23 protein-coding genes, 1 pseudogene and 1 riboswitch are annotated in these 26383 nt (G+C 68.7%); of the genes and pseudogenes, 17 read left to right on the top strand and 7 right to left on the bottom strand.

Annotation, left to right across the window (positions count from 1 at the left end; all coding sequences use genetic code 11):
* Positions 1–659: 659 nt before the first annotated feature.
* From AB0F03_RS18130 to AB0F03_RS18090, 9 genes and pseudogenes are all read left to right on the top strand, one after another.
* Positions 660–1910, top strand: a complete 1251-nt coding sequence (locus AB0F03_RS18130; protein ID WP_361992488.1) for a diaminopimelate decarboxylase — start codon at positions 660–662, stop codon at positions 1908–1910.
* On the top strand, positions 1907–2836 hold the full coding sequence (locus AB0F03_RS18125) for a 4'-phosphopantetheinyl transferase superfamily protein (RefSeq protein WP_361992485.1): 930 nt from the start codon (positions 1907–1909) through the stop codon (positions 2834–2836). The genes AB0F03_RS18130 and AB0F03_RS18125 overlap by 4 nt, the downstream gene beginning before the upstream one ends.
* Complete coding sequence (locus AB0F03_RS18120; RefSeq protein WP_361992483.1) at positions 2836–4368, top strand: class I adenylate-forming enzyme family protein; 1533 nt, start codon at positions 2836–2838, stop codon at positions 4366–4368. Before AB0F03_RS18125 ends, AB0F03_RS18120 begins: the two co-directional genes overlap by 1 nt.
* A gap of 69 nt (positions 4369–4437) precedes the next feature.
* A complete protein-coding gene (locus AB0F03_RS18115; protein WP_361992480.1) occupies positions 4438–4701 on the top strand; it encodes a phosphopantetheine-binding protein in 264 nt (87 codons plus the stop codon).
* A complete protein-coding gene (gene ectB, locus AB0F03_RS18110) occupies positions 4698–5960 on the top strand; it encodes a diaminobutyrate--2-oxoglutarate transaminase (protein WP_361992477.1) in 1263 nt (420 codons plus the stop codon). Before AB0F03_RS18115 ends, ectB begins: the two co-directional genes overlap by 4 nt.
* A 68-nt stretch (positions 5961–6028) precedes the next feature.
* Positions 6029–6118, top strand: a pseudogene (ectC, locus tag AB0F03_RS18105) (L-ectoine synthase); the annotation flags it as partial.
* Positions 6115–6660, top strand: a complete 546-nt coding sequence (gene ectA, locus AB0F03_RS18100; protein WP_361992815.1) for a diaminobutyrate acetyltransferase — start codon at positions 6115–6117, stop codon at positions 6658–6660. The pseudogene ectC and the gene ectA, both read left to right, overlap by 4 nt.
* A gap of 117 nt (positions 6661–6777) precedes the next feature.
* A complete protein-coding gene (locus tag AB0F03_RS18095) occupies positions 6778–7983 on the top strand; it encodes a cytochrome P450 (protein ID WP_361992473.1) in 1206 nt (401 codons plus the stop codon).
* Between the two features lie 537 nt (positions 7984–8520).
* Positions 8521–9144 carry a LysE family translocator gene (locus AB0F03_RS18090; protein ID WP_361992470.1) on the top strand — a complete coding sequence of 208 codons (624 nt, stop codon included), beginning with the start codon at positions 8521–8523 and terminating at the stop codon, positions 9142–9144.
* Positions 9145–9286: 142 nt separating this feature from the next.
* Here AB0F03_RS18090 and AB0F03_RS18085 read toward each other — a convergent pair whose 3' ends face one another.
* Together AB0F03_RS18085 and AB0F03_RS18080 are read right to left on the bottom strand one after the other, a co-directional pair.
* Positions 9287–9826: a hypothetical protein gene (locus tag AB0F03_RS18085; RefSeq protein ID WP_361992468.1), complete on the bottom strand. Its 540-nt coding sequence runs from the start codon at positions 9824–9826 to the stop codon at positions 9287–9289.
* Positions 9827–10235: 409 nt separating this feature from the next.
* Positions 10236–10595 carry a hypothetical protein gene (locus AB0F03_RS18080; RefSeq protein ID WP_361992465.1) on the bottom strand — a complete coding sequence of 120 codons (360 nt, stop codon included), beginning with the start codon at positions 10593–10595 and terminating at the stop codon, positions 10236–10238.
* Positions 10596–11429: 834 nt separating this feature from the next.
* Between AB0F03_RS18080 and AB0F03_RS18075 the strand changes: the two genes are divergently transcribed.
* The 5 genes from AB0F03_RS18075 to AB0F03_RS18055 all read left to right on the top strand — a co-directional run bounded on the left by AB0F03_RS18075 (position 11430) and on the right by AB0F03_RS18055 (position 18293).
* Positions 11430–12662, top strand: a complete 1233-nt coding sequence (locus AB0F03_RS18075; RefSeq protein ID WP_361992463.1) for a PP2C family protein-serine/threonine phosphatase — start codon at positions 11430–11432, stop codon at positions 12660–12662.
* A gap of 671 nt (positions 12663–13333) precedes the next feature.
* A complete protein-coding gene (locus AB0F03_RS18070; protein ID WP_361992460.1) occupies positions 13334–14341 on the top strand; it encodes a DUF2637 domain-containing protein in 1008 nt (335 codons plus the stop codon).
* 249 nt (positions 14342–14590) lie between these two features.
* A complete protein-coding gene (locus AB0F03_RS18065) occupies positions 14591–14803 on the top strand; it encodes a hypothetical protein (RefSeq protein ID WP_361992457.1) in 213 nt (70 codons plus the stop codon).
* Positions 14804–14932: 129 nt separating this feature from the next.
* A complete protein-coding gene (locus AB0F03_RS18060) occupies positions 14933–16516 on the top strand; it encodes an FMN-binding glutamate synthase family protein (RefSeq protein ID WP_361992455.1) in 1584 nt (527 codons plus the stop codon).
* Between the two features lie 13 nt (positions 16517–16529).
* A complete protein-coding gene (locus AB0F03_RS18055) occupies positions 16530–18293 on the top strand; it encodes a thiamine pyrophosphate-dependent enzyme (RefSeq protein ID WP_361992452.1) in 1764 nt (587 codons plus the stop codon).
* Positions 18294–18305: 12 nt separating this feature from the next.
* On the opposite strand, the gene AB0F03_RS18050 is transcribed toward AB0F03_RS18055, so the two are convergent.
* From AB0F03_RS18050 to AB0F03_RS18030, 5 genes are read right to left on the bottom strand one after another with little or no spacing between them, the layout of a single operon-like run.
* A complete protein-coding gene (locus tag AB0F03_RS18050) occupies positions 18306–18521 on the bottom strand; it encodes a DUF397 domain-containing protein (protein ID WP_361992449.1) in 216 nt (71 codons plus the stop codon).
* Positions 18503–19345 (bottom strand): helix-turn-helix transcriptional regulator, encoded by an 843-nt coding sequence (locus AB0F03_RS18045; protein ID WP_361992446.1) that lies wholly within the window; start codon positions 19343–19345, stop codon positions 18503–18505. The genes AB0F03_RS18050 and AB0F03_RS18045 overlap by 19 nt, the downstream gene beginning before the upstream one ends.
* Before the next feature lie 60 nt (positions 19346–19405).
* Positions 19406–20896 (bottom strand): MFS transporter, encoded by a 1491-nt coding sequence (locus AB0F03_RS18040; protein WP_361992443.1) that lies wholly within the window; start codon positions 20894–20896, stop codon positions 19406–19408.
* 23 nt (positions 20897–20919) lie between these two features.
* On the bottom strand, positions 20920–21588 hold the full coding sequence (locus AB0F03_RS18035) for an HAD family phosphatase (RefSeq protein ID WP_361992440.1): 669 nt from the start codon (positions 21586–21588) through the stop codon (positions 20920–20922).
* A gap of 60 nt (positions 21589–21648) precedes the next feature.
* Positions 21649–23124 carry an amidase family protein gene (locus tag AB0F03_RS18030; RefSeq protein WP_361992437.1) on the bottom strand — a complete coding sequence of 492 codons (1476 nt, stop codon included), beginning with the start codon at positions 23122–23124 and terminating at the stop codon, positions 21649–21651.
* Positions 23125–23476: 352 nt separating this feature from the next.
* Here AB0F03_RS18030 and AB0F03_RS18025 point away from each other — a divergent pair, with 352 nt between their 5' ends.
* The 3 genes from AB0F03_RS18025 to AB0F03_RS18015 all read left to right on the top strand — a co-directional run bounded on the left by AB0F03_RS18025 (position 23477) and on the right by AB0F03_RS18015 (position 26343).
* Positions 23477–25072 (top strand): hypothetical protein, encoded by a 1596-nt coding sequence (locus tag AB0F03_RS18025; protein ID WP_361992434.1) that lies wholly within the window; start codon positions 23477–23479, stop codon positions 25070–25072.
* A 104-nt stretch (positions 25073–25176) separates the two neighbouring features.
* Positions 25177–25313: riboswitch (cobalamin riboswitch) on the top strand.
* Between the two features lie 35 nt (positions 25314–25348).
* The gene (locus tag AB0F03_RS18020) at positions 25349–25570 is read left to right on the top strand and encodes a CbtB-domain containing protein (RefSeq protein WP_361992431.1); all 222 of its coding nucleotides are present in this window, start codon (positions 25349–25351) and stop codon (positions 25568–25570) included.
* Between the two features lie 20 nt (positions 25571–25590).
* Complete coding sequence (locus tag AB0F03_RS18015) at positions 25591–26343, top strand: CbtA family protein (RefSeq protein ID WP_361992428.1); 753 nt, start codon at positions 25591–25593, stop codon at positions 26341–26343.
* Positions 26344–26383: the final 40 nt, after the last annotated feature.

Here is a 26383-nt window from a genome sequence, read left to right as displayed (position 1 = left end):
GTCTCCGCCTCCAGGGCTGCGAAGACCCCCATCGGAGCGGCCCCGCCACACCTCTTGTCCGGCACCAGCCGGCGTGAGGCCCCGCCGAAGAAGCGGAACGCGGCAACGTGCGCCGCGCCTAGGCGTGTTGGTGCAGGTGGAGGACGGGGTGAACGAACATGTGGTGCGAGCACGGCAGCACCATCACGAACGCCCGGATATGGAGAGCCTGCTGACTGCGGTGACGGTGACCACGATCCACCAGCGCTTGCGGGACGAGCACGAACGGCAGCCGCGATGCCGGTCGGTCTCGGGCCAAGTCAGCTGCTCAGACGCCTGTCGGCCAACGTGGGAAACCAGCCTTTTTAATCAGTTTGATTCAGTCTGCACGGGGAATGTAGCGATCGCCGGCATCTCATTGGGTGGATACCAAGTCCTAGTAGGGCCTGAATAGGTCAGGACCGATTCAGTCCACCCGTCACTTCTTCCTTCGCCGCGCGAAAGCTCGCAGAATCGTGATCGCTGGACAACGAACCAGCGAGAGAGGCGAGCGATGAAAGAGCGAATATCCACCCCAGGCAGCTCACTCGCAGAGCAGCGGACCGTAAGCCGCTGGCTCGATGATGGCGGATGGCAGTGATTGTATGGCTACCTCGAAGGTCCACCTCCAGGGACATACGATGACGGCACTCGCCGAGGAGTTCGGCACCCCGCTGTTCGTCTACGACGCGGACATTCTGGAGGGCACGTATCGCAAGCTGCGCGGCGTGCTCCCCGCCAGTGTCGATGTCTTCTATTCGCTCAAAGCCAACCCGAACGTGAGCGTTTGTGCACTGCTGAACTCGTTGGGTACCGGTGCCGAAGTCTCCTCCTACGCCGAACTGGTCACCAGTTTACGAGCCGGGGTCGCCCCCCAGGACATCATCTTTCTCGGCCCCGGAAAGGACGAACGGGAACTCACCGCGTGTATCGAAGCCGGAATCCACGCGATCGTCTGCGAATCGCTGGACGAACTCGACCTGCTGGACTCGCTGCTGGCAAGGGCCGGCCGTGACGAGTTCCCGGTGCTCTTGCGAGTGAACCCTGCCTTCGGCAGCAAGGGGTCCGGACTGGCCATGGGGGGTAAGCCCCGACAGTTCGGCATCGACGAAGCCGAACTGCGTGACTCCAAGCACCGGCTCGCAGCCCTGCGCAACATCCGGGTGAAGGGGGTGCACGCCTACATGGGGACACGGTTTCTGAACCATGAAGACGTCGTCCACAACACCCGGCAGATCCTCGCCACCGCGGAGGAGCTGGCCGGACGGCTCGGCTTCCCCCTGGAAACGGTGGACTTCGGCGGCGGGCTCGGCGTCGCCTACTTCGACAACGAGGAGGACCTGGACCTCGCCGCGCTGGGAACCGGACTGGCGGAAGTTCTCTCCCCCTTCTCCGCGCGCAACCCGCACTGCCGGATGATCATGGAGCTGGGCCGGTTCCTGACGGCCACGGCCGGCACATACATCGTCCGGGCCCGCTATGTGAAGGACTCCATGGGGGAGAGCTTCGTGGTCGCCGATGGTGGCACCAACCACCACATGGCCGCCGTCGGTGTCGGGAGCTTCGTCAAGCGCAACTTCCCGATCCGCCACCTGGGGAACCGGGCCGCTGGAGCGCTGCGGCCCTACAGCGTGACCGGGCCGCTGTGCACGCCCAACGACGTGATCGCCAAGAAGGTCCAGCTGCCGGAAGTGCGGCCGGGGGATCTGCTGGCAGTGGAGCGGTCCGGGGCCTACGGGCCTACCGCCTCACCCGGGCTCTTCCTCAGCCACGGCTTCCCGGCCGAGGTGTTGGTGCATGGCGGCCGGGCCCATCTGGTCCGGGAACGCGACACCACGGAAGATCTGCTGGCCAAGCAGCACCTCGTCGATTTCCGCACAGCCTCCGGATGAACGACGCAGCAAGTCAGGCAGCCCGGGTCGGGGTGGATGTCCTCGACTGCTCAGAACTCCGCCGCCTGGTCGAGCGACCCTGGTTCTTGCGCTTCAGCTTCGCCCCGGAGGAACTGGCCCACGCCGAGACCCTCGGCGTTGATCGGCGCCTGGAGTTCCTGGCCGGCCGGTTCGCCGCCAAGGAGGCCATCCTCAAGGTCCTGGGAATTGGCTTCCTCCAGGGCGTGGCGCCGCGGGAGATATGCGTGGAGCACACACCGCACGGTGCCCCCGTCGTCCACTTCCAAGGGCGAGCCGCCCAATTGAGCCCTTCCTCGGTCTCAGTGTCCATCAGCCACAAACAGAACGTCGTAGCCGCAGTCGCCATCGGCCTCCCCTGGACCTCCGGTGCGGCAGCCGAAAACGGAAGAACAGAATCCACAGAATCGAAGGAGCCTGACGCCGTGTCGCCGCCGAGCATCCATACGACCGCCCCCGTCCAGCAGAGTGCCCGTGGTGAACAAGCCCCGGAGACCACAGCTTTCCTCCGCGTGCGAATCGGCCAGGACGAGGCCCATTACGGGGGTGACCTGGTGGACGGCGCCCGCATTCTGCGACTGTTCGGCGATCTGGTCACCGAAATCACCATCCGCACGGACGGCGACGAGGGGCTGCTGGCCCAGTACAGCGACGTCCGCTTCGCCGCACCCGTGAAGCCAGGCGACTACATCGAGGCACGCGGCCGGCTGGTACGACAGACCAGGCTGCGCCGGGTGGTGGAACTCCAGGCACACAAAGTCCTCAGCGCCCGCCCAGGAGCGGGCGAGAGCGCCGCCACGGTCCTCGACGTGCCCCAGCTCGTGTGCACCGCCACCGCCACCACTGTCGTCCCCTACCGCAGGACGGACACGGCGACCGCCCTCAATCCCGTTGCCGAGGAGAGCTGATGGCGCGCACGGCGCAGCTGCTGCACGAACTCCTGGACACGGCCGCTGACCGCAGCCCCCGATCTGCCGCATTGAGCTCGCGGAACCGCAGCTTGACCTACGGAGAACTCGCCGCTGCCAGCACCAGGATGGCCGCGTTCCTGCAACGCGAAGGACTGCGGCGCGGCGACCGGATCGTTGTCACCGCAGCCGACGGGATCGGCATCGCCGTGCTGGTCTACGCGGCCTCCCGCCTGGGCGCCGTCTTCAGCGTGCTGCACGAACAGGTACGCGGCGGGCCACTGGAACATGTGCTGCGAGACTGCGAACCGAAGCTGCTGGTTTCCGACGACCCCGTTGCAGGGCAGACGGCCGCCGAGCACGATGTGCGATTCCTCGGGCTCGACGAGCTCGTCCGGGCCGCGCTCGACGCGGACACCGATGGTTCACTCGCTCCCACGGGCCAGAACGCCTTGACCGTGGACCCCGTCAGCCTGATCTACACCTCGGGTACCACCTCGCTGCCCAAGGCCGTGGTCAGCACCCACCAGCAGGTGATCTTCGCCGTCTCCGCGATTCAGGAGTGTCTGGAGTATCGCGGCGACGACGTCGTGTACTGCCCGCTGCCGCTCTCCTTCGACTACGGCCTCTACCAGGTCTACCTCGCGGCCCTGAGCGGCGCCCGACTACACCTGGGCACGGTCGCCGAGGCAGGTCCCCCGTTGCTGCGCAGCCTGGAGGAGGCGGGGGCGACCGTGCTGCCCGCCGTGCCCTCCATCGCCGACCGGCTCGCCTGGCTGCTACGCCGCAGCAACGGAGGACCGAGCCGGCTGCGGCTGCTGACCAACACCGGAGCGGCCTTGTCCGAAGCCACCATGTCCGGGCTGCGGGCCGCACTGCCCCACCTGCGGATCCAGGTCATGTATGGACTCACGGAGTGCAAGCGCACGGCGATCATGCCACCGGACGGAGACCTCGACCATCCGGGATCCTGCGGACTGCCGCTGCCGGGCACCGAGGTCTTCGTCATCGACGACGACGGGAACCGGCTGCCTCCCGGACAGATCGGCCAGTTCGTCGTGCGAGGCCCGAACGTCATGGCGGGCTACTGGAAACGCCCCCAGTTGACCGCCGAGCGTTTCCCCCGCACGCAGGGACTGTTCCCCGAGCTGCGCACCGGCGACTACGGCCGGCTGGACGAGGAGGGCTACCTCTACTTCTCCGGCCGCCGGGACGACCTGTACAAGGAGCGGGGATTCCGTCTCAGCGCCACCGAGGTGGAAGCCGCCGCGACCCGCGTCGACGGGGTGACCTCGGCCGCCGTACTGCCGCCCGAGGGCAAGCGGACCGCGCTCCTCGCGGTGGTCGCCGACATCACCGCGGACGAGGTGCGCGAGGGCATGCGCGACCACATCGAGCCCTTCAAGATCCCGCGGCGCTGCGTCCGCCTCGACGCCCTGCCGACCAACGGCAACGGCAAGGTCGACCGCAAGAAGCTGGCCGCTCTGATCGAGCGGACCCCGGCCGCCTCGGTCACCGCCCAGGCCCTGTAGGCCCGCCCCGCCCACTGATCCTCCCTCGCACCCGACCCCGGCAAATCCACCAGAAGCAAGGACATGACCATGGATCGCCAGAACGTTGTCACCGCCCTCGAGAACGCCCTCACCGACGTCCTGGAGCGCCCCGTCACCGGCCTCACCGGCGACGTGAAGCTCTTCGACGACCTGCACCTGGACTCCACCACCATGCTCGAGATGCTGATGGCCCTGGAGGACTCCATCGGCCTGGTCGTCGACCCGGAGGACCTGGAGGCGGACGACTTCATCTCGGTGGACACCTTCACCGACTTCGTACTCGCCACACAGCTCGAGCAGGCCTCGGCATGACGATCATCCAGCCCGACCTGAGCGTCTTCACGACCCTGGAGTCGGAGGTACGCAGCTACTGCCGCAGCTGGCCCACCGTGTTCGACCGGGCGCAGGGCAGCCGGATGTACGACGAGGACGGGCACGAGTACCTGGACTTCTTCGCCGGCGCCGGATCCCTCAACTACGGCCACAACAACCCGGTGTTGAAGCGCGCCCTGCTCGACTACCTGGAGCGCGACGGCGTCACTCACGGCCTGGACATGTCGACCACGGCCAAGCGCGCGTTCCTCGAGTTCTTCCAGAACATGATCCTGCGCCCGCGGGAACTGCCCTACAAGGTCATGTTCCCGGGCCCGACGGGCACCAACGCCGTCGAAGCCGCCCTCAAGCTGGCGCGCAAGGTCAAGGGGCGCGAGACGGTCGTCTCCTTCACCAACGCCTTCCACGGTATGTCGCTGGGCTCCCTGGCAGTGACCGGCAACGCCTTCAAACGGGCCGGCGCCGGCGTCCCGCTCGTGCACACCACTCCCATGCCCTTCGACCACTATATGGACGGGAAGACACCCGACTTCCTGTGGTTCGAGCAGTTGCTCGGGGACCACGGATCCGGGCTGGACCAGCCGGCCGCGGTGATCGTGGAGACGATCCAGGGCGAGGGTGGCATCAACGTGGCTCGCCCGCAGTGGCTACGTGCCCTCGCCCAGCTCTGTCAGCAGCACGACATGCTGCTGATCGTCGACGACATCCAGATGGGCTGCGGCCGCACCGGAGCATTCTTCTCCTTCGAAGAGGCCGGCATCACCCCGGACATCGTCACCGTCTCCAAATCCATCAGCGGGTACGGACTGCCTATGTCCTTATGCCTGTTCCGACCGGAACTGGACATCTGGGAGCCGGGCGAGCACAACGGCACGTTCCGCGGCAACAACCCCGCCTTCGTCACCGCCGCCGCCGCCCTCAATGCCTACTGGGCCGACGACAAGCTCAAGCAGCAGACCCTGGCGCATGCCCAGACCATCGAAGCCGCGCTGCGCGACACCGCCGCGCACCACAGCGGATCCGCCTACCGCGGCCGCGGGATGGTCTGGGGTCTGGAGCTTTCCGATCCCCAGCACGCCGGCCGTGCCGCACGCCGGGCTTTCGAACTCGGACTCCTCATCGAGACGTCCGGAGTGCATGACCAGGTCGTCAAGCTGCTGCCCGCACTGACCATCACCACCGACGAACTCGACCGAGGGCTGCGCATCGCACAACGTGCCGTCTACGAAACGGCATGACCGCACCCGGTACCGCCGATGGAGAAAGGATCCACCCCACCATGATCGTCCGCTCCTTCGAGGACGTCGTGTGCGTCTTCGACTCGCCGGTGAGCAGCCGCGAGAACCACGACGAGAACGGTGTCCACCCCTTGCTGACAGAGACCGAGGCGGTCTGACCATGACGAGCATCACCACCCCCGCAGCCGGCGCGGAGCAGGGCACCGTCGCGAAGAAGCAGGCGGTCTTCCGAGCACCGGTGCCCGAGGACGGTCCGGCCGTGTGGAAGCTGGTCGAGAACACCCCCGGCCTGGACTCCAACAGCGTCTACTACTACACGCTCTGGTTCCGGGATTTCGCTGACGGTTCGCTGGTTGCGACCGTGGACGACGAACTCGTCGGCTTCCTCACCGGCTACCGCCGCCCTGACGAGCCCGACACCTACTTCGTCTGGCAGACCGCCGTCAACCCGCGCCACGGCATCCCTTTCCTCGGGGTGAAGCTCTTCCAGGCCGCGGCCGACCAGCAGGTGGCCAATGGTGCCCGCTATGTCGAAGCCACGGTCTCCGCCGAGAACAAGGCGATCCTTATGGTGCTGAAGCAGTTCGCCAAAAAGCACTCGGCCCATGTTGAGACGCGCGTGCTGTTCCCCAGCAGCCTCTTCTCCGACAGTCACCACGACGAGGTCCTCTACCGTATCGGCCCGTTGACTGCCGATTGATTCCTGTCTGCCTGCCCCGGCCGAATCCGCGTGCCGCACCGATTCGAGGGGGCAGGCAACGTCAATCGATAGAAGATTCGATCAGCACGATGTTTCCACGATTGGGAGTCGTTCGCTATGGCGCAGCAATCCACACCTCTGCACCTCGACATCGGTGACAAGCACTTTCGCATGGACTCCGAAGAAATGCGGAAGGCCCGAGCTGCACATTGGTACGCACGAACTGACTGGGGCATTGCCGTCCTGTCTTACGAGGACAGTAGTTTCCTCCTGAAGAATCCTCGTCTGACGCAAGGGTCAGCTAAATGGCCATCTCAACACGGAGTAGTCGACGGGCACTTCGACAGTTGGTGGCGGAAGACCCTGCTTGTGTTGGAGGGTGATGAGCACAATAGGATCCGACGCCTGGTCAATCCCGCGTTCTCCCCGCGCCGGATAGAGCCGTTGCATTCACGGTTTCGAAGCCTGGCGGACAGCCTGATAGACGAATGGATCGGAGATGGGCGAACCGACTTTGCCAGTCGCTTTGCGGCACCCTATGCCACCAGGATCCTGTGCATGATGCTGGGCATCGATGAGCACGACTGGAAGAAGATCCATGAGCTCGCCTCCACGATCGGGCTCGGTCTCGGAATCACTATCGAAGAGAATATCGCACAGATCGACGAGGCTATTGTCGAACTTACTCGGTATGCGGAGTCTCTGGTTCGAAGCAGGAGGGAATCGCCTCAGAACGACATTCTGAGCACTTTGGTGGAGACGAGGGACGAGGATGCCGGCAAGCTTTCGGATCAGGAACTGATCAATCTCATCATCCTGCTTATATTCGCAGGGATAGACACGACTCGAAATCAGCTGGCTCTGGCTGTTGCATCGTTCTCCAAACAGCCGGATCAGTGGGAGAAGCTGGCTGCAGACCCCGATCGCTACTCTGTCAAGGCGGTCGAAGAAGTGCTTCGCATCAATCCGATAGGTCGATGGATCTCGCGTGAAGCGGCAGAAACGTTCGATCACAAGGAGCGCACGATCGAAAAGGGTACAACGGTCCACCTGTTCACCCTTTCGTCGGCCACCGATCCCGCCGAATTCGACAACCCGGACCGTATCGACCTCGACGCCGAGCGGTCGCCTCATTTCGCGTTCGGTGGCGGCATGCATCACTGTTTGGGGCATTTCGTCGCCAGGGCGGACATCAATGTGGCTCTCTCGGCGTTGGCTACGCGGATGACCGATCTGCGTGTAGGGGAAGATGCTGAGTGGCTGCCTGATTCCGGCAACACAGGTGCGAACAAATTGCCGATCACCTTCACCCCGCGTTCCTGAATCACGTTCGGTGTCGTTTCCGGTTTGACGGTGCAGGCCGTGCGTCGGGCGGTTCTGCGGAACGACGAAGCTCCTGGTGGATGGGTTCACGACCAAGGTCACCCATGCTCACCAGGAGCTTCGCGTGCTTGTCACCCCTCGGCGAGCGATCTGCCCGAGGCACACCTGCGGCATTCAGGTTGGAAAAACGCCGATTGGCCGCCAATCGGTCCGCGAATCGGGATGGCACAGGAATGCGCTCCAGTGCCTTGCCGCAACGCCCCGTCAGGGTCCCGTGAAGCCAGTTGCCGGCACGTTTCGAATACGGAACTCGGGGAACTGTCTGACGAACATGGAACCGGCTTAGCCGGTTGCTTCCTGAAGCGCAGGCATGGTAGAACCGTCTTACGTGGTTCTACGTCGACTCGGAGATCTCATGACACCCTCCCAGGTCAGCACTGGGTGCTCGGCCGCCGGCTGTGGCAACTTAGCCCGGAACGATCGCTACCAGCGCTGCGGAGCTCCCGCACGCCACGCCAGGGCCGGAGGTCGTTGACGATGGTGGATTTGACGGTACTGCCGAGCTACGTCGCAGTGATCATGCTTTTCCTGGGTCCGCCCGGGCCTGATATGGCCTATATGCTCGCAGTGGGCCTCGAAGGCGGTCGCCGGTCCGCGCTGAAAGCCATCCTCGGCATCGCAACAGGCATGAGTGTCTACGCTGCCGCAGTCGTTGCCGGGGTAGGAAAGATCGCCCAATCGCACCCATCAATACTTGATGCAGTGAGGATTTTGGGTGCAGCGTATCTACTGTGGTTGGCGTACGTGACGATGCGGCATGCGCGTCGTGCGATCAGTGGGCATGGCGATATCCCGACAGGTCGATGGTATCTGCGAGGCGCACTCGTCAGCCTGACGAATCCGAAGATCATCCTCTTTTTCCTTGCGATACTCCCGCAGTTCATAGGCGGCGCGGAGAATCCTGGAGTGCAGATGGCAATGCTTGGTGCGATTGACATTCTGATGGAGGTGATTCTTTATGGAAGCATTGGGGTGTTGTCGGGATTCTTTCATGCACGTCTTGTCGACTCGACAAAAGCGACGGCTGTGCTGAACTACATTGCGTGCGCCGTTTATGTCGTGTTGGCGGTGACGATCTTTGTCGAGGTCCTACTGGCTTGACCTTTTTCAGTGGCATGCTCCGCGGTCGCCGAAGCCGCATGGCTCAGGACAGCAGCCTGCAGCGCCCTGTTCTCCGGCCCGCACAAGGGCGGGCCGCCCCGTCTGGGTGGTGACGGCTTGCCGGCTGCCGGCTGGCCGTGGGTCAGCTCAGACCGCTCGCCCATGCCGTGAGTGTGGCGAAGTCGCTGCTGGTGAGACCACAGCGGGGATCGACCCGGTGCAGCAGGGCGGGGCCGCTGTGATGGTCGTTCACCCAGGAGCGATCCGCCTGGGTGATCTCGTCGTCGATCCAGGCGAACGCCCGGCCTTTCGCCCACGCGACGATCTGCGGCGTCTTCCAGAACACACCGTCCCCGGGCTCGTCCCACGGCGAGGGCCAGGCGATGAAGGGCAGTTCGGGCAACCCCAGGACGGGCGCGATGAAAGCGTTGGCTTCTTCCTCCCACGTGGTCGCCCACACCAGATCGAAGGGGAGCGCGCCCAATGCCGGGCCGTGAGCCGGGTTGAGCCACACCCGCAGCGGTTTCACCGGCTTGTCAGGCAGCCCCCACTCAGCCAGCCGGCGCCGTTCGGCGGCCTCCCAGCGGGGCGTCAGAAGCCGGTGCGTCTGATAACCCTCGGGCCGTCGATGCGGCTCCGCGGCATACGGATTCAGCGGCCCGTCCACATCGACCAACAGCACTGGGCGCACCGACCCACCCCCTCACCGTTCTGCATCGCACGGTACCGGCCGACGACGAGACCGCCCAGTGAAGTAGCGGCAGGTAACGATCTACGCGAGTGCGGCCTTCAACGCGGTGAGACGATCTTGATGTGACGGCAGTGATCATGGCGCCGGAGCCGTCTTGGACAGCTGCGTCCACCGGCTGCAAGCTGATCACGATGCTGCGCCGCGAAGGAGTTGCGGCGCTGAGGCATGGGCCGAGTCCGGCGCCAAGACCCGGACCAACGTGTTCGGGGGGAGAGTTGTATCCCACGCTGCACGGGCCGACCGGGCTCGCGGAACGCTGGAGGCCGGCGAGGGAACTGTGGCAGCGGTGTTGGGGCCCGGCGGCGCGCGCCGGCGGGCCCCAACACCGCTTGCGGCGGGATCAGTGGTCGGAATAGCTGAAGTCGCCCACCGTCCAGGCGCTGACGTCCTCGATCGACACCCGGTACATCCCGCCCGAGTCCGGGATGCCCACCGTGCCCTGCAAGATCCGGGCGACGTGGAAGTGCAGATGCGTAGGCGGCCCGTCCTTCTTCTCTGGTGGGCCGAAGACGCCGGAGAACTCGCCCAGGCGGTCGGAATCCGTCAGCACATCCGACACCCGCTGCCTCCACACTGCTTCGGGAGCCAGCCGGCCGGTGATGACAGCGCCACCGGTGACCACGGTCAGGGACATCTGGTTGCTCCGCCCGGACTCCACCAGGGTGGCGACGTCTACAAGCAACTCGTCAGGCTTCGACATGAGGCCGATTGTATTTGCCTGCCGGCCGGCTGCTTGAGCGGTACCGCTCCCGGACGGGGCGGGGTGTGTCCGGTCCGGGGCCCGGAAGCACCGACCCTCGCTGCCCCGTGCTGCCGGAGGGTGACTACCTCGCTGCGGGACACCCGAAAATCTCTAGTGGCGAGAGTAGACATCGAGCCGGGGCGCGGTTAGGGTTTCTGTCGTAGTCGAGATCGAGAAGAGCCCGGCAGAGATGAACTGCCGGGAGCAGTACACGCAGTCGCAGCACGTAGGACGGTGCGGCGGTGGAGTGTCGGAGCCAGAGCGGTTGCAGGACGGCGACGGGACTGACGGCCGGACCGGGTGGCCCGCGGTGATCAGGGGCCGCCATCAGCGGTACCAGCAGTACGCAGTACCCCTTCGGTAAGTGATTTCAGAGGGAAGAACGGAGGAGTCGGACGCCATCAGGATCGCCCGGACGGCAGCGCTCGGTCCGGGTACCGCAGGACATCGATAGGCAGGTGGTCTCCGGTCACACGTCCGCGATCCCCGCATCCCCGGCAGGATTCAGGCCGGGTCGGCGGAAACAGAAGGCCGACGCAGAACCAGGGTCGGCAGATGGTGTAACACTTCCTTCGGGGCCCTGGTGCCGGTATGGCACCAGGGCCCCTCCGAGCGTTCCGTGCCGACCCGCGATGACGGCGGACGGCACCCGCGGCCGTCCTGACGACGACGGCCACCCCGCCTGCGCCATGGGCCGGGTCGCGTGCGAAGCGCTCACCGTGACCGGCCCGGTTGACGCTCACCGTGGCGGCTCCCAAGCTGGTGAGGGGGTCGTCGGAAGGAATCGCGGCCGTGGGCGATGGGCAGAGTGGATATCCCCGGCTGCTGACGGCGGCTGAGAGGGCGGCGCCTGTCGATGCCGTCGACGTCATCGCGCGGGATCTGCTGCGGCGTTTCCGAGCCACCCAGGTGTCCTTCCTCATCGCGGACCTGACGGGAAGGGCGGTGGCCCGGCTGTCCACCGCCGGGGAAGCGGAGGGCGGGTGGCAGGCCGAGCGGATCCCCCTGTTCGGCAGTGTCTACGAACTGGTGATCCGTACCCAGCGGCTGTATCAGGAGTCGACCGGCAAGGGGCAGCGGGTGATCGTGCCGGTCACCAACCGTGGAGAGGCCATCGGGCTGCTGGAGCTCCTCCTGCCGGATGCCCCCGGCGAAGGTGTCCTGGAAGAGGTCGGGGAAGCGGCTCATGTGCTGGCCTACGTGGTGATCGCCAACGGGCGCTTCACCGACCTGTACACCTGGGGCAAGCGCTCGCAGCCCCCCACCCTGGCAGCGGAGATCCAGTACCAGCTGCTGCCCCCGTCGCTGTCCTGCGAGGCCGCACAGTTCACCCTCTGCGGGAGCCTGGAGCCCTCCGAAGACCTCAGCGGCGACACCTTCGACTACACCATGGACCGCGACACCCTGCATGTGTCGGTGACCGATCCCATGGGCCACGACACCGATGCCGCCCTGGCCGCCACCGTCCTGGTGGGTGCCCTGCGCGGCGCCCGCCGCGCGGGAGCCGGCCTGGCCGAGCAGGCCCACCGGGCCGACCAGGCTCTGGTCGACCACAACCGCGGTCACGCCACCGGGCAGTTGCTGCGCGTCAACCTGCACACCGGGTTGGCCCAGCTCGTCAACGCAGGTCACCCCTGGCCGCTGCGCGTGCGCGAGGGTGCCGCGGAGACGATCACCTGCCAGGTGGACCATCCCTTCGGGCTGGCCGTGCGCGTGCCCCATCCCTACCGCGTTCAGGACATCGATCTGCGCCCGGGCGACCGTCTGCTCATGCTGACCGACGGCATGCTCGAACATCACGGGGAGAAGGTCGACCTGGCCGACCTGCTGGAGAGGACTCGGGATCTGCACCCGCGGGAGGTCGCGCTGGCCCTGACGTACGCGGTCCTGGACGCGGCCGGTGGCCGGCTCGAGGACGATGCCACCGTGGTGTGCCTGGACTGGCACGGCCCCGAGGACACCCAGCGACACGTCAGCTCCGGAGCGGACACGCGGCAGGCCTCGGCCGCCCGGACGAAACGGTGACCGTGACCGAAGCGGTAGCCGTGACCGCGGCGCACTCCGGGAGGCTGCCGGGCAGGGGCCTGCCGCCCTGGTGATGGCGTCCATGCCCGCCGGACGGCAGCCGCGGATCGCGCGTACCGGCCGAGCGTCTCCTGGTGGCCGAGTTGAGCAGTGCATGACTGTACGGCGTTCGGGTACTGCCGGGATGTCGTCCGGGCCTGAGGGATTTCGGGTCGGCGGTGTGCGCGCCGCTCGACGGCCGGCGCTTGTCTTTATTAATACAACTTCATATAGGTCCAGACGATACCTGACCTAGGTGCTAGTCGGGCTAATGTGTCACCCGTTCGCCCCCGCATCCATCATCGAATGGCGGCGTTATCTGCAATATGACGAAGGCACCAAGAGGACGGGCACTCGAAGTCACCCCAGGGTGGTCGTACTCGACTGTAAGGCGACCCGCACGGCTGGGCTCCTACATGTATCTGCCTGCACCGAACACGGCCGGGTCCACCAAGGGGGTGCTGGTGAAGGGTGACCTTCCCGTCACGCTCGAGGTCATCGAGGGGACGCTTCAGGAATTCATGGACGCCATGAGCTCCCTGGAAACGGACATGTCGAGACGTTGGCCGAGTCCGGAAACCGGGTCCTGCGTGCCGGCGGAATGACCGGGCGGCGTCATGTACGGTGAACATATGGGGTATTACCCAGAGCCCCCCGTCGAATATCCGGACGGATTTCAGCACGGCGGCGGACGGCATCGGGCGGCCGCCGACGAATTCCCGTCGAACTTGACTCCTCCCGATTCGAACTGGGACCCCGCGGAAGAGCTGGCCTTCATGCTGCGGGACGCCATCGACCAGCAGTCGAGGGTCCCGACGGCATGCCATGAGGACGTCTTCGCCGGTACGGGTCCGATGTCCTCCGGCGAAACCCTGGTGGACGTCACAGCGGAACCGCTGCCGGTGAAGTCTCCTCCTCGGGGCCATCGGAAGGTGCGAACGCGGCAGCGTCCGAGCAACATCAGGATCGCCACCCGCTTCATCGCCGCGCTGGTGACCGCCATCGCCTCGGCCGTGAGCATCTTCGGCGGGCTGATCGCCTACGATCCGCTGCGGCTGGTGGCCGTGTCGCGGATGCAGAGCAGCGCGGTCTCCTGGTGGCCTCTGCTGGTGTTCGGGCCGTGGCTGGTGGCGTCGCTGTCCATTCTCCGGGCGGCGCTGCATCAGCGTCGGGCCCTGCACTCCTGGTCCATGCTCCTGGTCTTCTCCGCCATCGCCATGGCGCTGTGCGTCGCGCAGGCTCCGAGGAACCTCATCGGCGTCGCGGCCGCCGCCTTGCCGTGTTTCGCCTCGCTGGCCTGCTTCCAGCAGGTGGTGCGGCAGATCACCCTGACGAGGCCGCCCCGGCGGACGCTGCCCCGGCACCGGTCGCCGCTTCCCAGGGCGCCCGCCGAGGAGGCGCCGGACGGGCGGCTGCCACAGGGCTGTGCGCCCTCGGCATACGGTGACCTCACCAGGGACGAGCGCGGGCCGCGGGATGCCCGCTCTCCCGGTCGCGGGCCGGTGACGCCGCACGACGTGACCACCACGGGTCTCACCCGGCAGACCGAGCCGGGACAGTTCGGCTCCGGGGGTCAAGCGGCCTACGGCCAGCGCCTCGGTGATCCACGCCCCTTCGGACGGACCGGCGACATCCGGTGAACCCGTTGCGGCGCACCGAGGCATCACCCGCCGAGCCGATCACCGCCTGCCGACAGCCGAGGTCTCCACATCGATGACGAGTTCCATCACTCCAGCCCGGACAGCGTCCGGCGCCCACTCCGCCGGTGGCCGGACCTCGCGGCGCGCGCCGCTCACGGCCGCCACCGGGCACGGGCTCAGCCAGGACACCCCCGGCACAGGGTGCCCGCGCGGCGAACGGGTGCGGGCCGGACTGCGCGGGTACGCCGGGTGAACAGTTCCGTCACAGCGCTCACGTCCTTCCCCGACATCGCCCAGCTCCTGCCTCGCCAGCAGATGGCCATCGACTGTGCCGTCTGCGCCCGCCCGCTGGGAGGGAGCGGGCGGGTGCTGGCCGAGGTGCGGCACCGGGGGCTGCCGTTCCGGCTCTGGGTCTGCGTGATCGGCTGCCCGGCGTCCCGGCCGACGTTCCTGACCATCTAGCCCCCAGGACAGCCAGGCACCGCGACGCTCCCCGTCGGCGCCTCGCCACCGCCTCCGCTGTGTGGCCCCTTACCGGTTTCTTGACGAAACCGCAGGACTGGAAGGGCGGCCCAGGGCAAGGAGCGAGAAGTGACTCGTATGGCAATCGTGGCCCTGACCCTGGTCGCCGGCATCGTGGCGGCCGCCGCGGCGGTCGGCCTGTCCCCCTGGTGGTGGGTGGCCGCCGTACCGCTCCTCCTGCTCGGTCTGCTGGGTACGGCGGACCTGGTGCAGCGCCGGCATTCCGTGCTGCGCAACTATCCCGTCCTGGGGCATGCCCGCTTCCTTCTGGAGCGGATCCGCCCGGAGTTGCAGCAGTACTTCGTCGAGCGGAACTTCGACGGGCGCCCCTTCGACCGGGACGTCCGCACCATCGTCTACGAGCGGGCGAAGGGCACGGACGCCGAGCAACCGTACGGCACCGAACGGGACGTCTATGAGCCCGGCTACGAGTTCCTCGTGCCGTCGATGGCCCCGTGCCCGGTGCCGAAGACGCCCCCGCGGGTGCGGATCGGCGGCCCCGACTGCACCCGCCCCTACGACATGGCGCTGCTCAACGTGTCGGCGATGAGCTTCGGCTCGCTGTCGGGCAACGCCATCCTCGCGCTCAACGGTGGCGCGGCGGCCGGGGGATTCGCCCATGACACCGGTGAGGGCGGTCTGTCGGAGTACCACCTGCGGCCGGGTGGCGACCTGGTCTGGGAGATAGGTACCGGCTACTTCGGCTGCCGTACCCAGGACGGTGACTTCGACCCCGCCGAGTTCGCCGACAAGGCCGCGCACGACCACGTCAAGTGTGTGTCCCTGAAACTCTCCCAGGGCGCCAAACCGGGCATCGGCGGCGTCCTGCCCGGGGCGAAGGTCAACGCCGAGATAGCGAAGGTACGGGACGTGCCCCAGGGGCGGACGGTGATCTCACCGCCGTACCACCGGGTGTTCTCCACCCCGCGCGAACTCGTCCGTTTCATCGCCCGGATGCGAGAGCTGTCCGGTGGCAAGCCCACCGGGTTCAAACTGTGCGTGGGCTCCCGCCGGCAGTTCCTGGCCGTGTGCAAGGCCATGCTGGAGGAGGGCACGACCCCCGACTTCATCGTCGTGGACGGAGGCGAGGGCGGTACCGGGGCCGCGCCCCTGGAGTTCGCCGACCACATGGGAACCCCGCTGACCGAGGGCCTGCTCACCGTGCACAACGCCCTCGTCGGCGCGGGCCTGCGCGACCGCATCAGGATCGGGGCGAGCGGCAAGATCGCCACGGGTACCGACCTGGTCAAACGCCTGGTGCAGGGAGCCGACTACGGCAACGCGGCACGGGCCATGATGTTCGCCGTCGGCTGCATCCAGGCCCAGCGGTGCCACACGAACACCTGCCCCACCGGTGTGACCACCCAGGACCCCCACCGTGCCCGCGCCCTCGACGTGCGGGACAAGACGCCGCGCGTCCAGCGCTTCCAGGAGGCGACCGTGGCCGGCGCCCTCCAGCTCATGGCGTCCATGGGCGTCACCGACCCCGCCGAGCTACGCCCGCACATGCTCCGCCGGCGCATCGACCCGTACACCGAGCGCTCCTACGACGAACTGTACGAGTGGCTCCACCCCGGGCAGTTGCTCGCCGAGCCCCCTGCCGCCTGGGCGGCCGACTGGCAGGCCGCCGACCCCGACCGATTCACCGTCTGACTGGAGGACTCAAGTGGCCCGTACCGTCGCCCGCGTCATCGTGGACGCACTGAGCGAACTCGGCGTGCGCCAGGTGTTCGGCGTGGTGGGAGACGCGCTCAATCCCCTGACGGACGCCATCCGCACCACCGAGGACCTGGAGTGGGTGGGCTGCCGGCACGAGGAGGCGGCGGCCTTCGCCGCGAGCGCCCAGTCACAGCTCTCGGACACCCTCGGCGTCTGCATGGGCACGGTCGGACCCGGTTCCGTCCACCTGCTCAACGGGCTGTACGACGCCGCCAAGAGCCACACGCCCGTCCTGGCGATCGCCGGCCAGGTGCCGCTCGCCGAACTCGGCACCGACTACTTCCAGGAAGTCGACAACGACGCCCTCTTCAGCGACGTGGCCGTCTTCCGCGCGACCATCACCTCACCCGACCAGCTGCCCCAGATGCTCGAGACGGCGGTGCGCCACGCCCTGGGCCGCAAGGGGGTCGCGGTCCTGACGGTGCCCGGCGACCTGGGCGAACGCGAACTCACCACGGACCGCCCGGCCAGGTTCTCCCTCAACCCGCCGCTCAGCCGGCCTGAGGAATCCGGCGTGCGCCGGGCGGCCGAACTGCTCGACGGCTCGGAACGCGTCACGCTGCTCGTCGGACGGGGCGCACGCGGCGCGCGCGAGGACGTCCTGACCCTCGCCGACCGGCTGGCGGCGCCGATGGTGCTCACCCTCAAGGCCAAGGAGGGCTTCGAGGGCGACACCAACCCGTTCCAGGTCGGCCAGACCGGACTGATCGGCAACCCGGCCGCCGCGTCGGCCCTGCACGACGCGGACACCCTGCTGCTCCTGGGAACCGACTTCCCCTACCGGGACTGGTATCCGGAGGGCAGGACCGTCATCCAGGTGGACACCGAGGCGGCCCACATCGGGCGGCGCGTACCGGTCGACGTCGGGCTCGTCGGCGACACCGGCGTCACCGTCCGAGACCTTCTCACCCACCTCGCCGCCCCTCCGGCCGGCACGGAAGGCGCGCGGGACCGCTCGCACCTCGACAAGGCACGCGAGCGGTTCCAGCAGTGGCGCGAGAGCCAGGCGCGGCTGGCCGACCCGGCACACGACAAGGGGCTGATCGGCCGCGTCCGCTCCTCGCTCGACAACCGCACCCACGACATCCGGCCGGAGGCGCTGGCGGCCGTGGTGGACCGGCTGGCCGACGACGACGCCGTCTTCACCTCCGACACCGGTATGGCGACGGTATGGCTCTCGCGTTTCGTCGAGATGCGGGGCGAACGGCAGCTCATCGGGTCCTACAACCTCGGCTCGATGGCCAACGCGATGCCCCAGGCGCTGGGCGCGCAGAGCCTGGACCGCGAGCGGCAGGTCGTGGCCTTCTGCGGGGACGGCGGGCTGAGCATGCTCCTCGGCGACCTCATGACACTGAAGACGCACAACCTCCCCGTGAAGCTCGTCGTCTTCGACAACCGCCGCCTGGGCATGGTCAAACTGGAACAGGAACAGGCCGGGCTCCCCGAGTTCGGCACCGTCCTGGACAACCCCGACTTCGCCGCCGTCGCCACTGCCATGGGCATCCCCGGCATCCGCGTGACCGACCCGGCCGAACTGGAGAAGGCCGTACGCCACGCCTTCGACACCCCCGGGCCGGTCCTGCTCGACGTGCTCACCAACCCGGACGAGATCGCGGTACCGGCCAAGCCGACCGTCGAGCAGGGCTGGGGCTTCGCGATGGCCAAGGTCAAGGAGATCGTCCGCAGTCACGGGGACGACAGCACGCTCTGAACAGGCGCGCGTTCAGCGCCCGTCGTGCAGCCGGTCCTTGCCGACGGCGGTCACGAAGGTGGCCCAGCCGTCGGCGGGGAACACGAGCACCGGCCCGTGCGGGACCTTGCTGTCCCGCACGGGAACGAGGGCGTCGAGGTCGTGAGAAACCTCGAGGCACGCGCCGCCGTCCGAGTTGCTGTAGGAACTCTTGTGCCAGGCCAGGACACTCACGTCGATGGTTCGCACGGTACTTCCTCCAACATGCGCAGGATGAACTTCCGCGACTCGGCTGGGGACAGAGCCAGGTCACGCACTGCATCGTAAGCGCCTTGCAGTCTCTCAACTGCCGTGCTGTCCTCGATCAGTTCGCCTCGGTGTGCGTTCTCCGTGTATGCCACCGTACGTCCGTCAGGCAGCCGCAGGAACCACACGTCAGTGCTATCAAGACCGTACGGGCCCGCGCTGAACGGCAGCACCTGGACCGCGAAGTTCGGCCGTCCCGCCATCTCGATCAAGAGCTGTAACTGCGCGCGCCAGGCGTCCGCGTCCAGCAGCGCCATACGAAGCACCGCCTCGGAGAGGATCGTCCGGAACCTCGGAGCACTCTCTCCCTCCAACAGCTCCCGCCGCCCCATCCGCGCCTTGACCTGCTGCTCCAGTTCCCGTCCCTTCAGCCCACCGGCCGCCAGGACCTCCCGCGCGTAGCCCGGTGTCTGCAACAGCCCCGGCAGGACGCTCACCGCGAAGTGCCACAGGCTCACCGCTTTGGCCTCCAGCGCCATGTACCGCCGGTACCGCTCGCGGAACTGCGTATGGTCCCCGGCCGCCAACTCCCAGAGCGCGAGCAGGAGTCCCGGCGTGCCGTAGTGCGTGTCGAGGGCCTGGACGACCTCGGGGCTGCCCAGCGTCTCGCCCTTCTCCAACTTGCCGAACAGGGACCAGTCCCAGCCCAGCCGCTCCCCGAGCTGCCGCAGGCTGGTCCCGCTGCCGGTGCGCAGGGTCCGTAGTTCCTCGGCGAAGCGCTGGCGTGGTTCCTGGCTGCGGCCGGTGACGACGCGTCGCTGCGACATACGGCTGGCTCCCCTCGGGTCCGAGGGCGGTATCGTAACGCTTCGGCTACAGCGCGTAGTTCACTTCGTGCGCGGGTGGCTGCCGCGGTGGGCCGCCGCCGCGGACAGGACCGCCAGGGCGGCCGACGCGCAGAGCATCCATCGGAGGGCGTGGGCCGCCGGTCCGGCCGTGGCGCCGGACGTGTCGGACAGGGAGAGGTAGATGCCGCCCAGTGTCGCGACGCCCAGCGCCCCGGAGAGTTGCGCGTTGGTGCTGATGACCCCGGACAGGTCGGCGGCGTAGCGGTCCGGGAGGGTGAACGTCATCTGGCCGATCAGGGAGTTGGAACTGATGCCCAGGCCCAGTCCGCCGATGCCCAGCAGCAGGAACAGGGCGGGTCCGGAGCGGTGTCCGGTGGCCAGGTAGCCCCACACGGCGGTGTAGCCGGCGGCGAGGACCAGGCAGCCGAGCGCGGGCATCGCCGGTCGGTGACGTTCGGGTACGGCGGCCAGCAGGGGGCCGCCCAGGCCGAAGGCCGCCACCCACGAGACCATCGCCAGCCCGGCGTAGGCGGGCCCGTGTCCCAGGCCGTCCTGGAGGTAGACCGCCAGGACGAACAGCAGGGCGAAGTAGGTCATGGTGGTGACGCCGTGGGCGGCCAGCAGCCAGCGGACGGCGGGTTCGCGGACCACCTCCTCGGCGATCAGGGGCCGGCCGCCCCGCGCGGCGAGCCGGCGCTGGCCGCGCCGGAAGGCCACCGCGACCGGCACGCTCGCGGCCAGGCACAGCCAGGTCCAGGCGGGCCAGCCCCGGTCGGTGCCGAGGAGCAGCGGGACGATCAGCAACAGGACCGCGACGGACAGCAGGAGCATGCCGCGGGCGTCGACGTCGTCCCAGCCGCCGCTGCGCTCCTCGGCCGGCATCCAGCGCAGTGCCGCCCAGCTGAGCAGGATGCCGACCGGCACGTTGATCAGGAAGATGGGGCGCCAGCCCGTACCGAACAGGTCGGCCGCGATCAGTACGCCGCCCAGGGCCTGGCCGGCCACCGCGCCGCCGGAGAGCGCGACGGCGTAGTAGCCCAGCGCCTTGATCCGCTGCCGGCCGGCGAAGTGCGTCTGGATGCCGCTGAGCACCTGCGGCACCATCAGTGCCGCGCCGGCCCCTTGCGCGACGCGTGCGGCGATCAGCACGAGCGCGCCCGGGGCCAGCGCGCAGGCCAGCGAGGCGACGGTGAAGAGGGCCATCCCGGCCAGGAAGACCCGGCGGTGGCCGTGGCTGGCGCCGAGCCGCGCGCCGGTGACGAGCAGGACGGCGTAGGCCACCACGTAACCGGAGATCACCAGGCCGGTCTGTCCGCCGGACGCGTGGAGGTCGCCGCGGATGGCCGGGGCGGCGATGTTGGCGATCGCGGTGTCGATGTTGGCCATGAACTGCGCCGCGAGCAGCACAGCGAGGAGCCGCCAGCGGTGGGCGGCCGGCAGGGCCGGCGCACCGCTTCCCCCGGGGGGCACCGGATCGTCCGTCCGCGGCGGTGCGGGGCAACGGTCCGGGTCGGCGTCCTTGCTGCGCATGGTGGGTCCGTCCGTGCAGTGGATCAGGCGGCGAACAGCCGCGGCCAGCTGATGTCGGCGAGGTCGGGGGCGACCAGGTCGGCGGCGCCGAGCGCCTCGGCGGCGTGCGTGGTGGTCACCGCGACGCACCTGAGCCCGGCCGCCTTGGCCGCGGCGATCCCCGCGGGCGCGTCCTCGAACGCCACCGCCTGTGCGGGGGAGACACCGAGCGCGGCACATCCGGCGAGGAAGCCCTCGGGGTGCGGCTTGCCCAGGCGTACGTCCTCGGCGGTGATCAGCGCGGTGAACTGGCCCGCGCCGCCCACGTGGTCGAGCAGCGCGCGGGCGTGTTCGCGCAGCCCGGAGGTGACCACGGCCATCGGCACCCCCTCGGCGTGCAGCTTCTTCACCAGCACCTCGGCCCCCGGTACGGGATAGGGCGGCGGGATGTCGGGGCCGTTGAGGTAGCCGACGGCCTCCTCGAAGAGGTCGGGGACGGAACCGCCGGGGAAGCGGTGCACATGGTCGGCCAGCGCCTCCTGGCCACGGCGGCCGACGAAGGTGGCCAGCAGAGCGTCGTCGACCTCCAGCCCGTGGGCGCGGAACAGCCTGGTCCACGCGGCACGGCTGCGGTGCTCGGTGGCCACGAGCGTGCCGTCGAGATCGAACAGCGCGGCGCGGACCGGCTCAGCGCCGGCAGGTCGTGCGGTCATCGGTGTCAACCATCCTTGTCCCTGGGGGGCGGGTGTGGGGCACAGTGGCCGGCCGGGACGTCACCGGGCGGTGAGCGCCGGGTCGAACTCCTGGTACAGGTGCTGCCAGTCGAGGTGCTGCTGGCAGGCGGCGGCACCGCGGACGACGGCCGCGTCGTGGTGCCGGCGGGCCGCGAGCTGCATGCCGACGGGGACGCCGTTGGCCGCCCGGCCCACCGGGACCGTGGCCGCGGGGCTGCCGATCAGGTTGTACGGACTCGTCATGGACCAGCCGACGAACGGGTCGGTGTCCTGGCCGTTGACCTGGCGGGGGCCGACGGTGGTGCGCGTGGTGTCGTTGGGGATGCCCGCCACACAGTTCACCGGGCTGACGATCAGGTCGTAGCCGTCGAAGAGGTCCTCGAACGCGTCCAGCACCTGGGTGCGCACGAGGTCGCCGAGGCGGAAGTCCACCGCGCTCAGCGCGGCGCCGGTGCGGACGCTGTCCAGATAGCCGGGGTCCACGACGCGGCCCTGCTCGCCCAGCAGGTCGATGCCCTGCCGCAGGCTGATCTCGGCGGACTCCGCGTGGGCCATCGACAGGTAGCGGCGCCACATCCTGGTCAGCTCGGCGGCGGGGAGCGGCAGCCGGAAGTCCACCTCCACGATCTCCGCGCCGGCCTCCTCCAGGGCGGGCAGCGCGGCCCGCACCAGCGCTTCGACCTCCGGCTCGACCGGGTATCCGCCGAGGTCGGGCGTGTAGGCGATCCGCATCCCGGCCAGCGACGGCGAGAGCGCCGCGGCCAGCGGCTCACCCACCGGGAAGGAGTAGGGGTCGCGGGGATGCGGGCCCGACATCAGGTCGAGTCCCAGGACGGCGTCGTCCACGGTCCTGGCCAGCGGCGCGTAGCAGACCATCGGGTTGAGGCGGCGGAACGCGTTGGGCCGGGCCGGCACCGCCACCCGCCCGAAGGTCGTCATCATGGTGAAGACACCGCAGAAGGCTCCGGGTACGCGCAGCGAACCGCCCGCGTCCGAGCCCTGCGCCAGCGGGACCATGCCCGTCGCGACGGCCGCCGCGCTGCCGCCGGAGGAGCCGCCCGCGTTCATCGTCAGGTTGAACGGCGTGGACGCCGGCCCGAGCAGGGCGCTGTCCGTGGTGGCCTTGAACCCGAACTCCGGTGTGTTCGTCTTGCCGACCACGATGGCGCCGGCGTCGGTCAGCCGCTCGACGCACAGGATCGTGTCCTGGGCGACCTCCTCCGCGAAGATCTTCGACCCGCGGGTGACGCGCACGCCCGCGACGGGGTCCAGGTCCTTCACGCCGATGGGCACGCCGTGCAGCGGACCCAGCTCGGCTCCGGACAGCACGGCCCGCTCGGCTTCCTTGGCGGTGGCGAGCGCCTGGTCGGCACAGACCGTGACGAACGCGTTGACCGCGGGGTTGAGCCGCTCGATGCGGTCCAGGGAGTTCTGCACCACTTCCACCGGTGACACGGTCCGGGAACGAACGAGTTCAGCGAGCTGGAGCGCCGTCAGCGCCTCGAAATCGCTCATCACTGTTTCCTTCCTCGACAACACTGGCATGCGTGGACCGGCGTACCAGGAGCCGGCCCAGCCGGGTGGGACTTGGTACGGACTAAAACACCGCGCCGTCGCAGAGGGTTGCATGATCCGTGGCCGTGCACGCACGCCGGACAGCCCGCGACGATCGTTTTCCGCCGGTCCCGCGACGCTCCCCGGCGCCCCCGCGGAACCCGGGCACCGATCGTGAGGGACGCTGAGCGCTGCGAAGTCATGGCCGGTCGGGTGCGGCGGTACTACGGTGACCCCTCAAGCGATGCCCTGACCGTGTTCGAGGGGGGACCCGGTCCGCTCACCGGGGCGTCCGGGGCCGAGGGGAGCCACCGTGCAGGTGCTGTATGCCGTCGCTTTCGACGTCCAGGACGCCCGGTCCGCCCGGTGGCCGGGACACGTGTACGAGCGGCTCCGCGACCATCTCGCCGCCTGGCTCGGTGACCGTGGCCGGTTACCGGCCCCGTACCCCGCGGATCTCGACCGCGCCGGGCGGGCGGTGCTCACCAGCAAGGTTCCCGGGCAGGGCGAACGGCAGGTGAGCTGGTCCGTGGCGGGCGACGAGCGCGCCCGCGCGCTGCGGATGACCATCCACCAGCCGCTGTCCGACGGCCCGGCGCAGTTCGTCACCCGCGTCACGGTCTCCCGGACGGAGGACGGCGGCGGGGGACTCCGGGTCGTCATGGGCAGGGAGATCCCCGACGGCTGGATCGCGCCGGTGCAGAGCCCGCGGCTCAGACGTCCCCAGCTGCTGCGCGCGGTGCTGGCGGACGGCGAACTCGATGTGCGGGTGCTCGGCCAGCGCGCCACCGGGCGGTACGAGCGGATCCGGGAACCCGGGCACGCTGCCGTGCTGCTGGAGTCGCTCGCGCTGAGCACACGCCTTCCCATCCTGCTGATGCACCCCCGGGACCAGGCGGCCTGGACCACGGCGGCCGACGCCTCGGGACAACTCGCCGGACTGGCCCAGGTCGTGACGCTCAACTACGTCACCGCGCAGGCCGTGCGCCGGGTCCACGAACAGGTGGCCGTCCCCAGCGGCGGGGCCCGGCTGGTCTGGCCCAACCTCGGCCTGGAACATCCCGCCTACTCGCGGGAGCAGATGTCCCAGCCGTCCTTCGTGAGCAGGCGGCTGATGCCGTCGCTGGCCCATCTCTCCGTCATCGCCCGGGGCAGTGACACGGCGTGGGAGCGGGCACGGCAGGCCTCGTACCGGGAGGGGGCACGCAGAGCCGCAGAGCGGCTGTCGCGCGCGCAGGCGGCCGGCGACACGACCGCCGAACTCCAGGCGCTGAAGGAACGCGCGCGGCAGCTGGAGGAGGACGCCAGGTCGTGGGAGGACATGGCCCAGAGCTGTATGGAGGACCGTGACAAGGCGCAGTCCGAGGCCACCGCCGCCGAGGCGCTGCGCCAGGACCGGGACTACTGGAAGAACCTGTACCTGGACCTGTCGCGGGGCGGGAGCGGACAGGCCGCCGAGCCGGACGTCTGGCACGGGATCCCGGTCCTGGGCCCCGACGCCGTACCGACGTTCGAGGCTCTCGCCAGGACGTCGGAGGAGCGCATCGTGTTCACGGTGCGGGCGGCGCGCGCCTGGAAGGCCTCCCAGTACCCGTATCCCGAGGAGATGACCGACCAGCTGATCGCCCTCGCGCAGGCCGCGATGGACCTGTACACCAAGCCCGGCAAGCGGCCCCGGCTCGACCAGTGGTTCTACGACCAGCACGGGCTGAGGTTCGCGAACAGCGACGAGAAGCTGAGCAAGAACAAGGACAAGCGCTACTTCACGTTCGAGGACAAGCGCCGGGACGGGCTGCCGCACATCAAGGTCCGGGACGCCGTGTCGCCCAACGAGGCCGGACGCATCTACTTCGCCCTGGATCCCGAGGGCAAGCGCCTGATCGTGAACCATGTGGGGCTGCACCTGTGACTCGCCCCGGCCGGTCGCGTCGTACGGCCGAGGGGCGTACGCCGATGCCGCGGGCGACGGCGTCCGGCCGCCCGTCCGCCGGGAGTGCGCCCTTGGCCGTACGGGCACCAGGCGGTACGGTCGGTCCGAATCGACGACGGTCGACGGAAGCCGGTGGAACTCCGGCACGGTCGCGCCACTGTATGCGAGAGCCTCCGGGTGTTCGTGAGTCAGACCCGTGGCCGTCGTCCTGTGCACCACCGAGATGGGACGCGAACTCCCAGAGGAGGTCCTGCCATGGCGCAGACCGTCGCCCGGCCGACAGCCACCATCCCTGCCGTACCGGCGAAACTGCCGCTGAAGGCCATCGCTCCGTGGGCGGTCTTCTTCGGCATTCTCATGCTCGTCCTGCTGTACTTCGTCGGCGCCGAACAGGGCGCCACCTCCGTGTTCGACGGCACGGACGTCCACGAGTGGGTGCACGACGCCCGCCATCTGCTCGGCTTCCCCTGCCACTGACGCGAGGGACGCCCCCATCCATGAACTCCGCGACGGTGAGGAACCTCCTCGTGCGGGGCATGCTCGCCGGCCTGGCCGCCGGCGTGCTCGCCCTGCTCACCGCCTACTTCCTCGGCGAGCCGAGCGTCGACAGCGCGATCGGCTTCGAGGACGCCCACTCCCACACGCACGGGGCGGAAGCCGTCTCCCGCTCCGTGCAGTCCACCGCCGGCCTCGCCACCGGCGTCCTCGTCTACGGGGTCGCGTTCGGCGGCATCGCCGCGCTCGCCTTCTGCTTCGCGCTCGGCCGCGTCGGCCGCTTCTCCCCGCGGGCGATCGCGCTGCTGCTGTCGGGCTGCGCGCTGCTCGCCGTGTACGTCGTGCCGTTCCTGAAGTACCCGGCCAACCCGCCCTCCGTCGGTGACCCCGGCACCATCGGCAGGCGGACCGGCCTGTACGTCCTGATGATGCTGCTCGGCGTGCTCCTCGCGGTCGCCGCCACCCTCCTGGGCAAGCGGCTCGCACCCCGGCTGGGCACCTGGTACGCCACCGTCGCCGCGGTGGCCGCCTTCGCCTTCATGACGGCACTGGCCTACGCCTTCCTGCCGGCCGTCAACGAGGTGCCGAAGGACTTCCCGGCCGCCCTGCTGTGGCGGTTCCGTCTCTCCGCGCTGGCCGTCCAGGCCGTCCTGTGGGCCGGTTTCGGCCTGCTCTTCGGCGAGTTCGCCCAACGGCTGCTGCACCCGGAGCCCGCACCGTCCGCCGCCGGGCGGCCGGTCGCCGCACCACACTGAACCACCACCGGACGCGAGAGGGCTTCTCGGACCCGTCCGA

Source organism: Streptomyces sp. NPDC028722 (assembly GCF_040637655.1).
GTDB lineage: Bacteria > Actinomycetota > Actinomycetes > Streptomycetales > Streptomycetaceae > Streptomyces.
The sequence above is the reverse complement of the archived record's forward strand: the minus strand, read 5'-3'. Positions and strand labels throughout refer to the sequence as shown.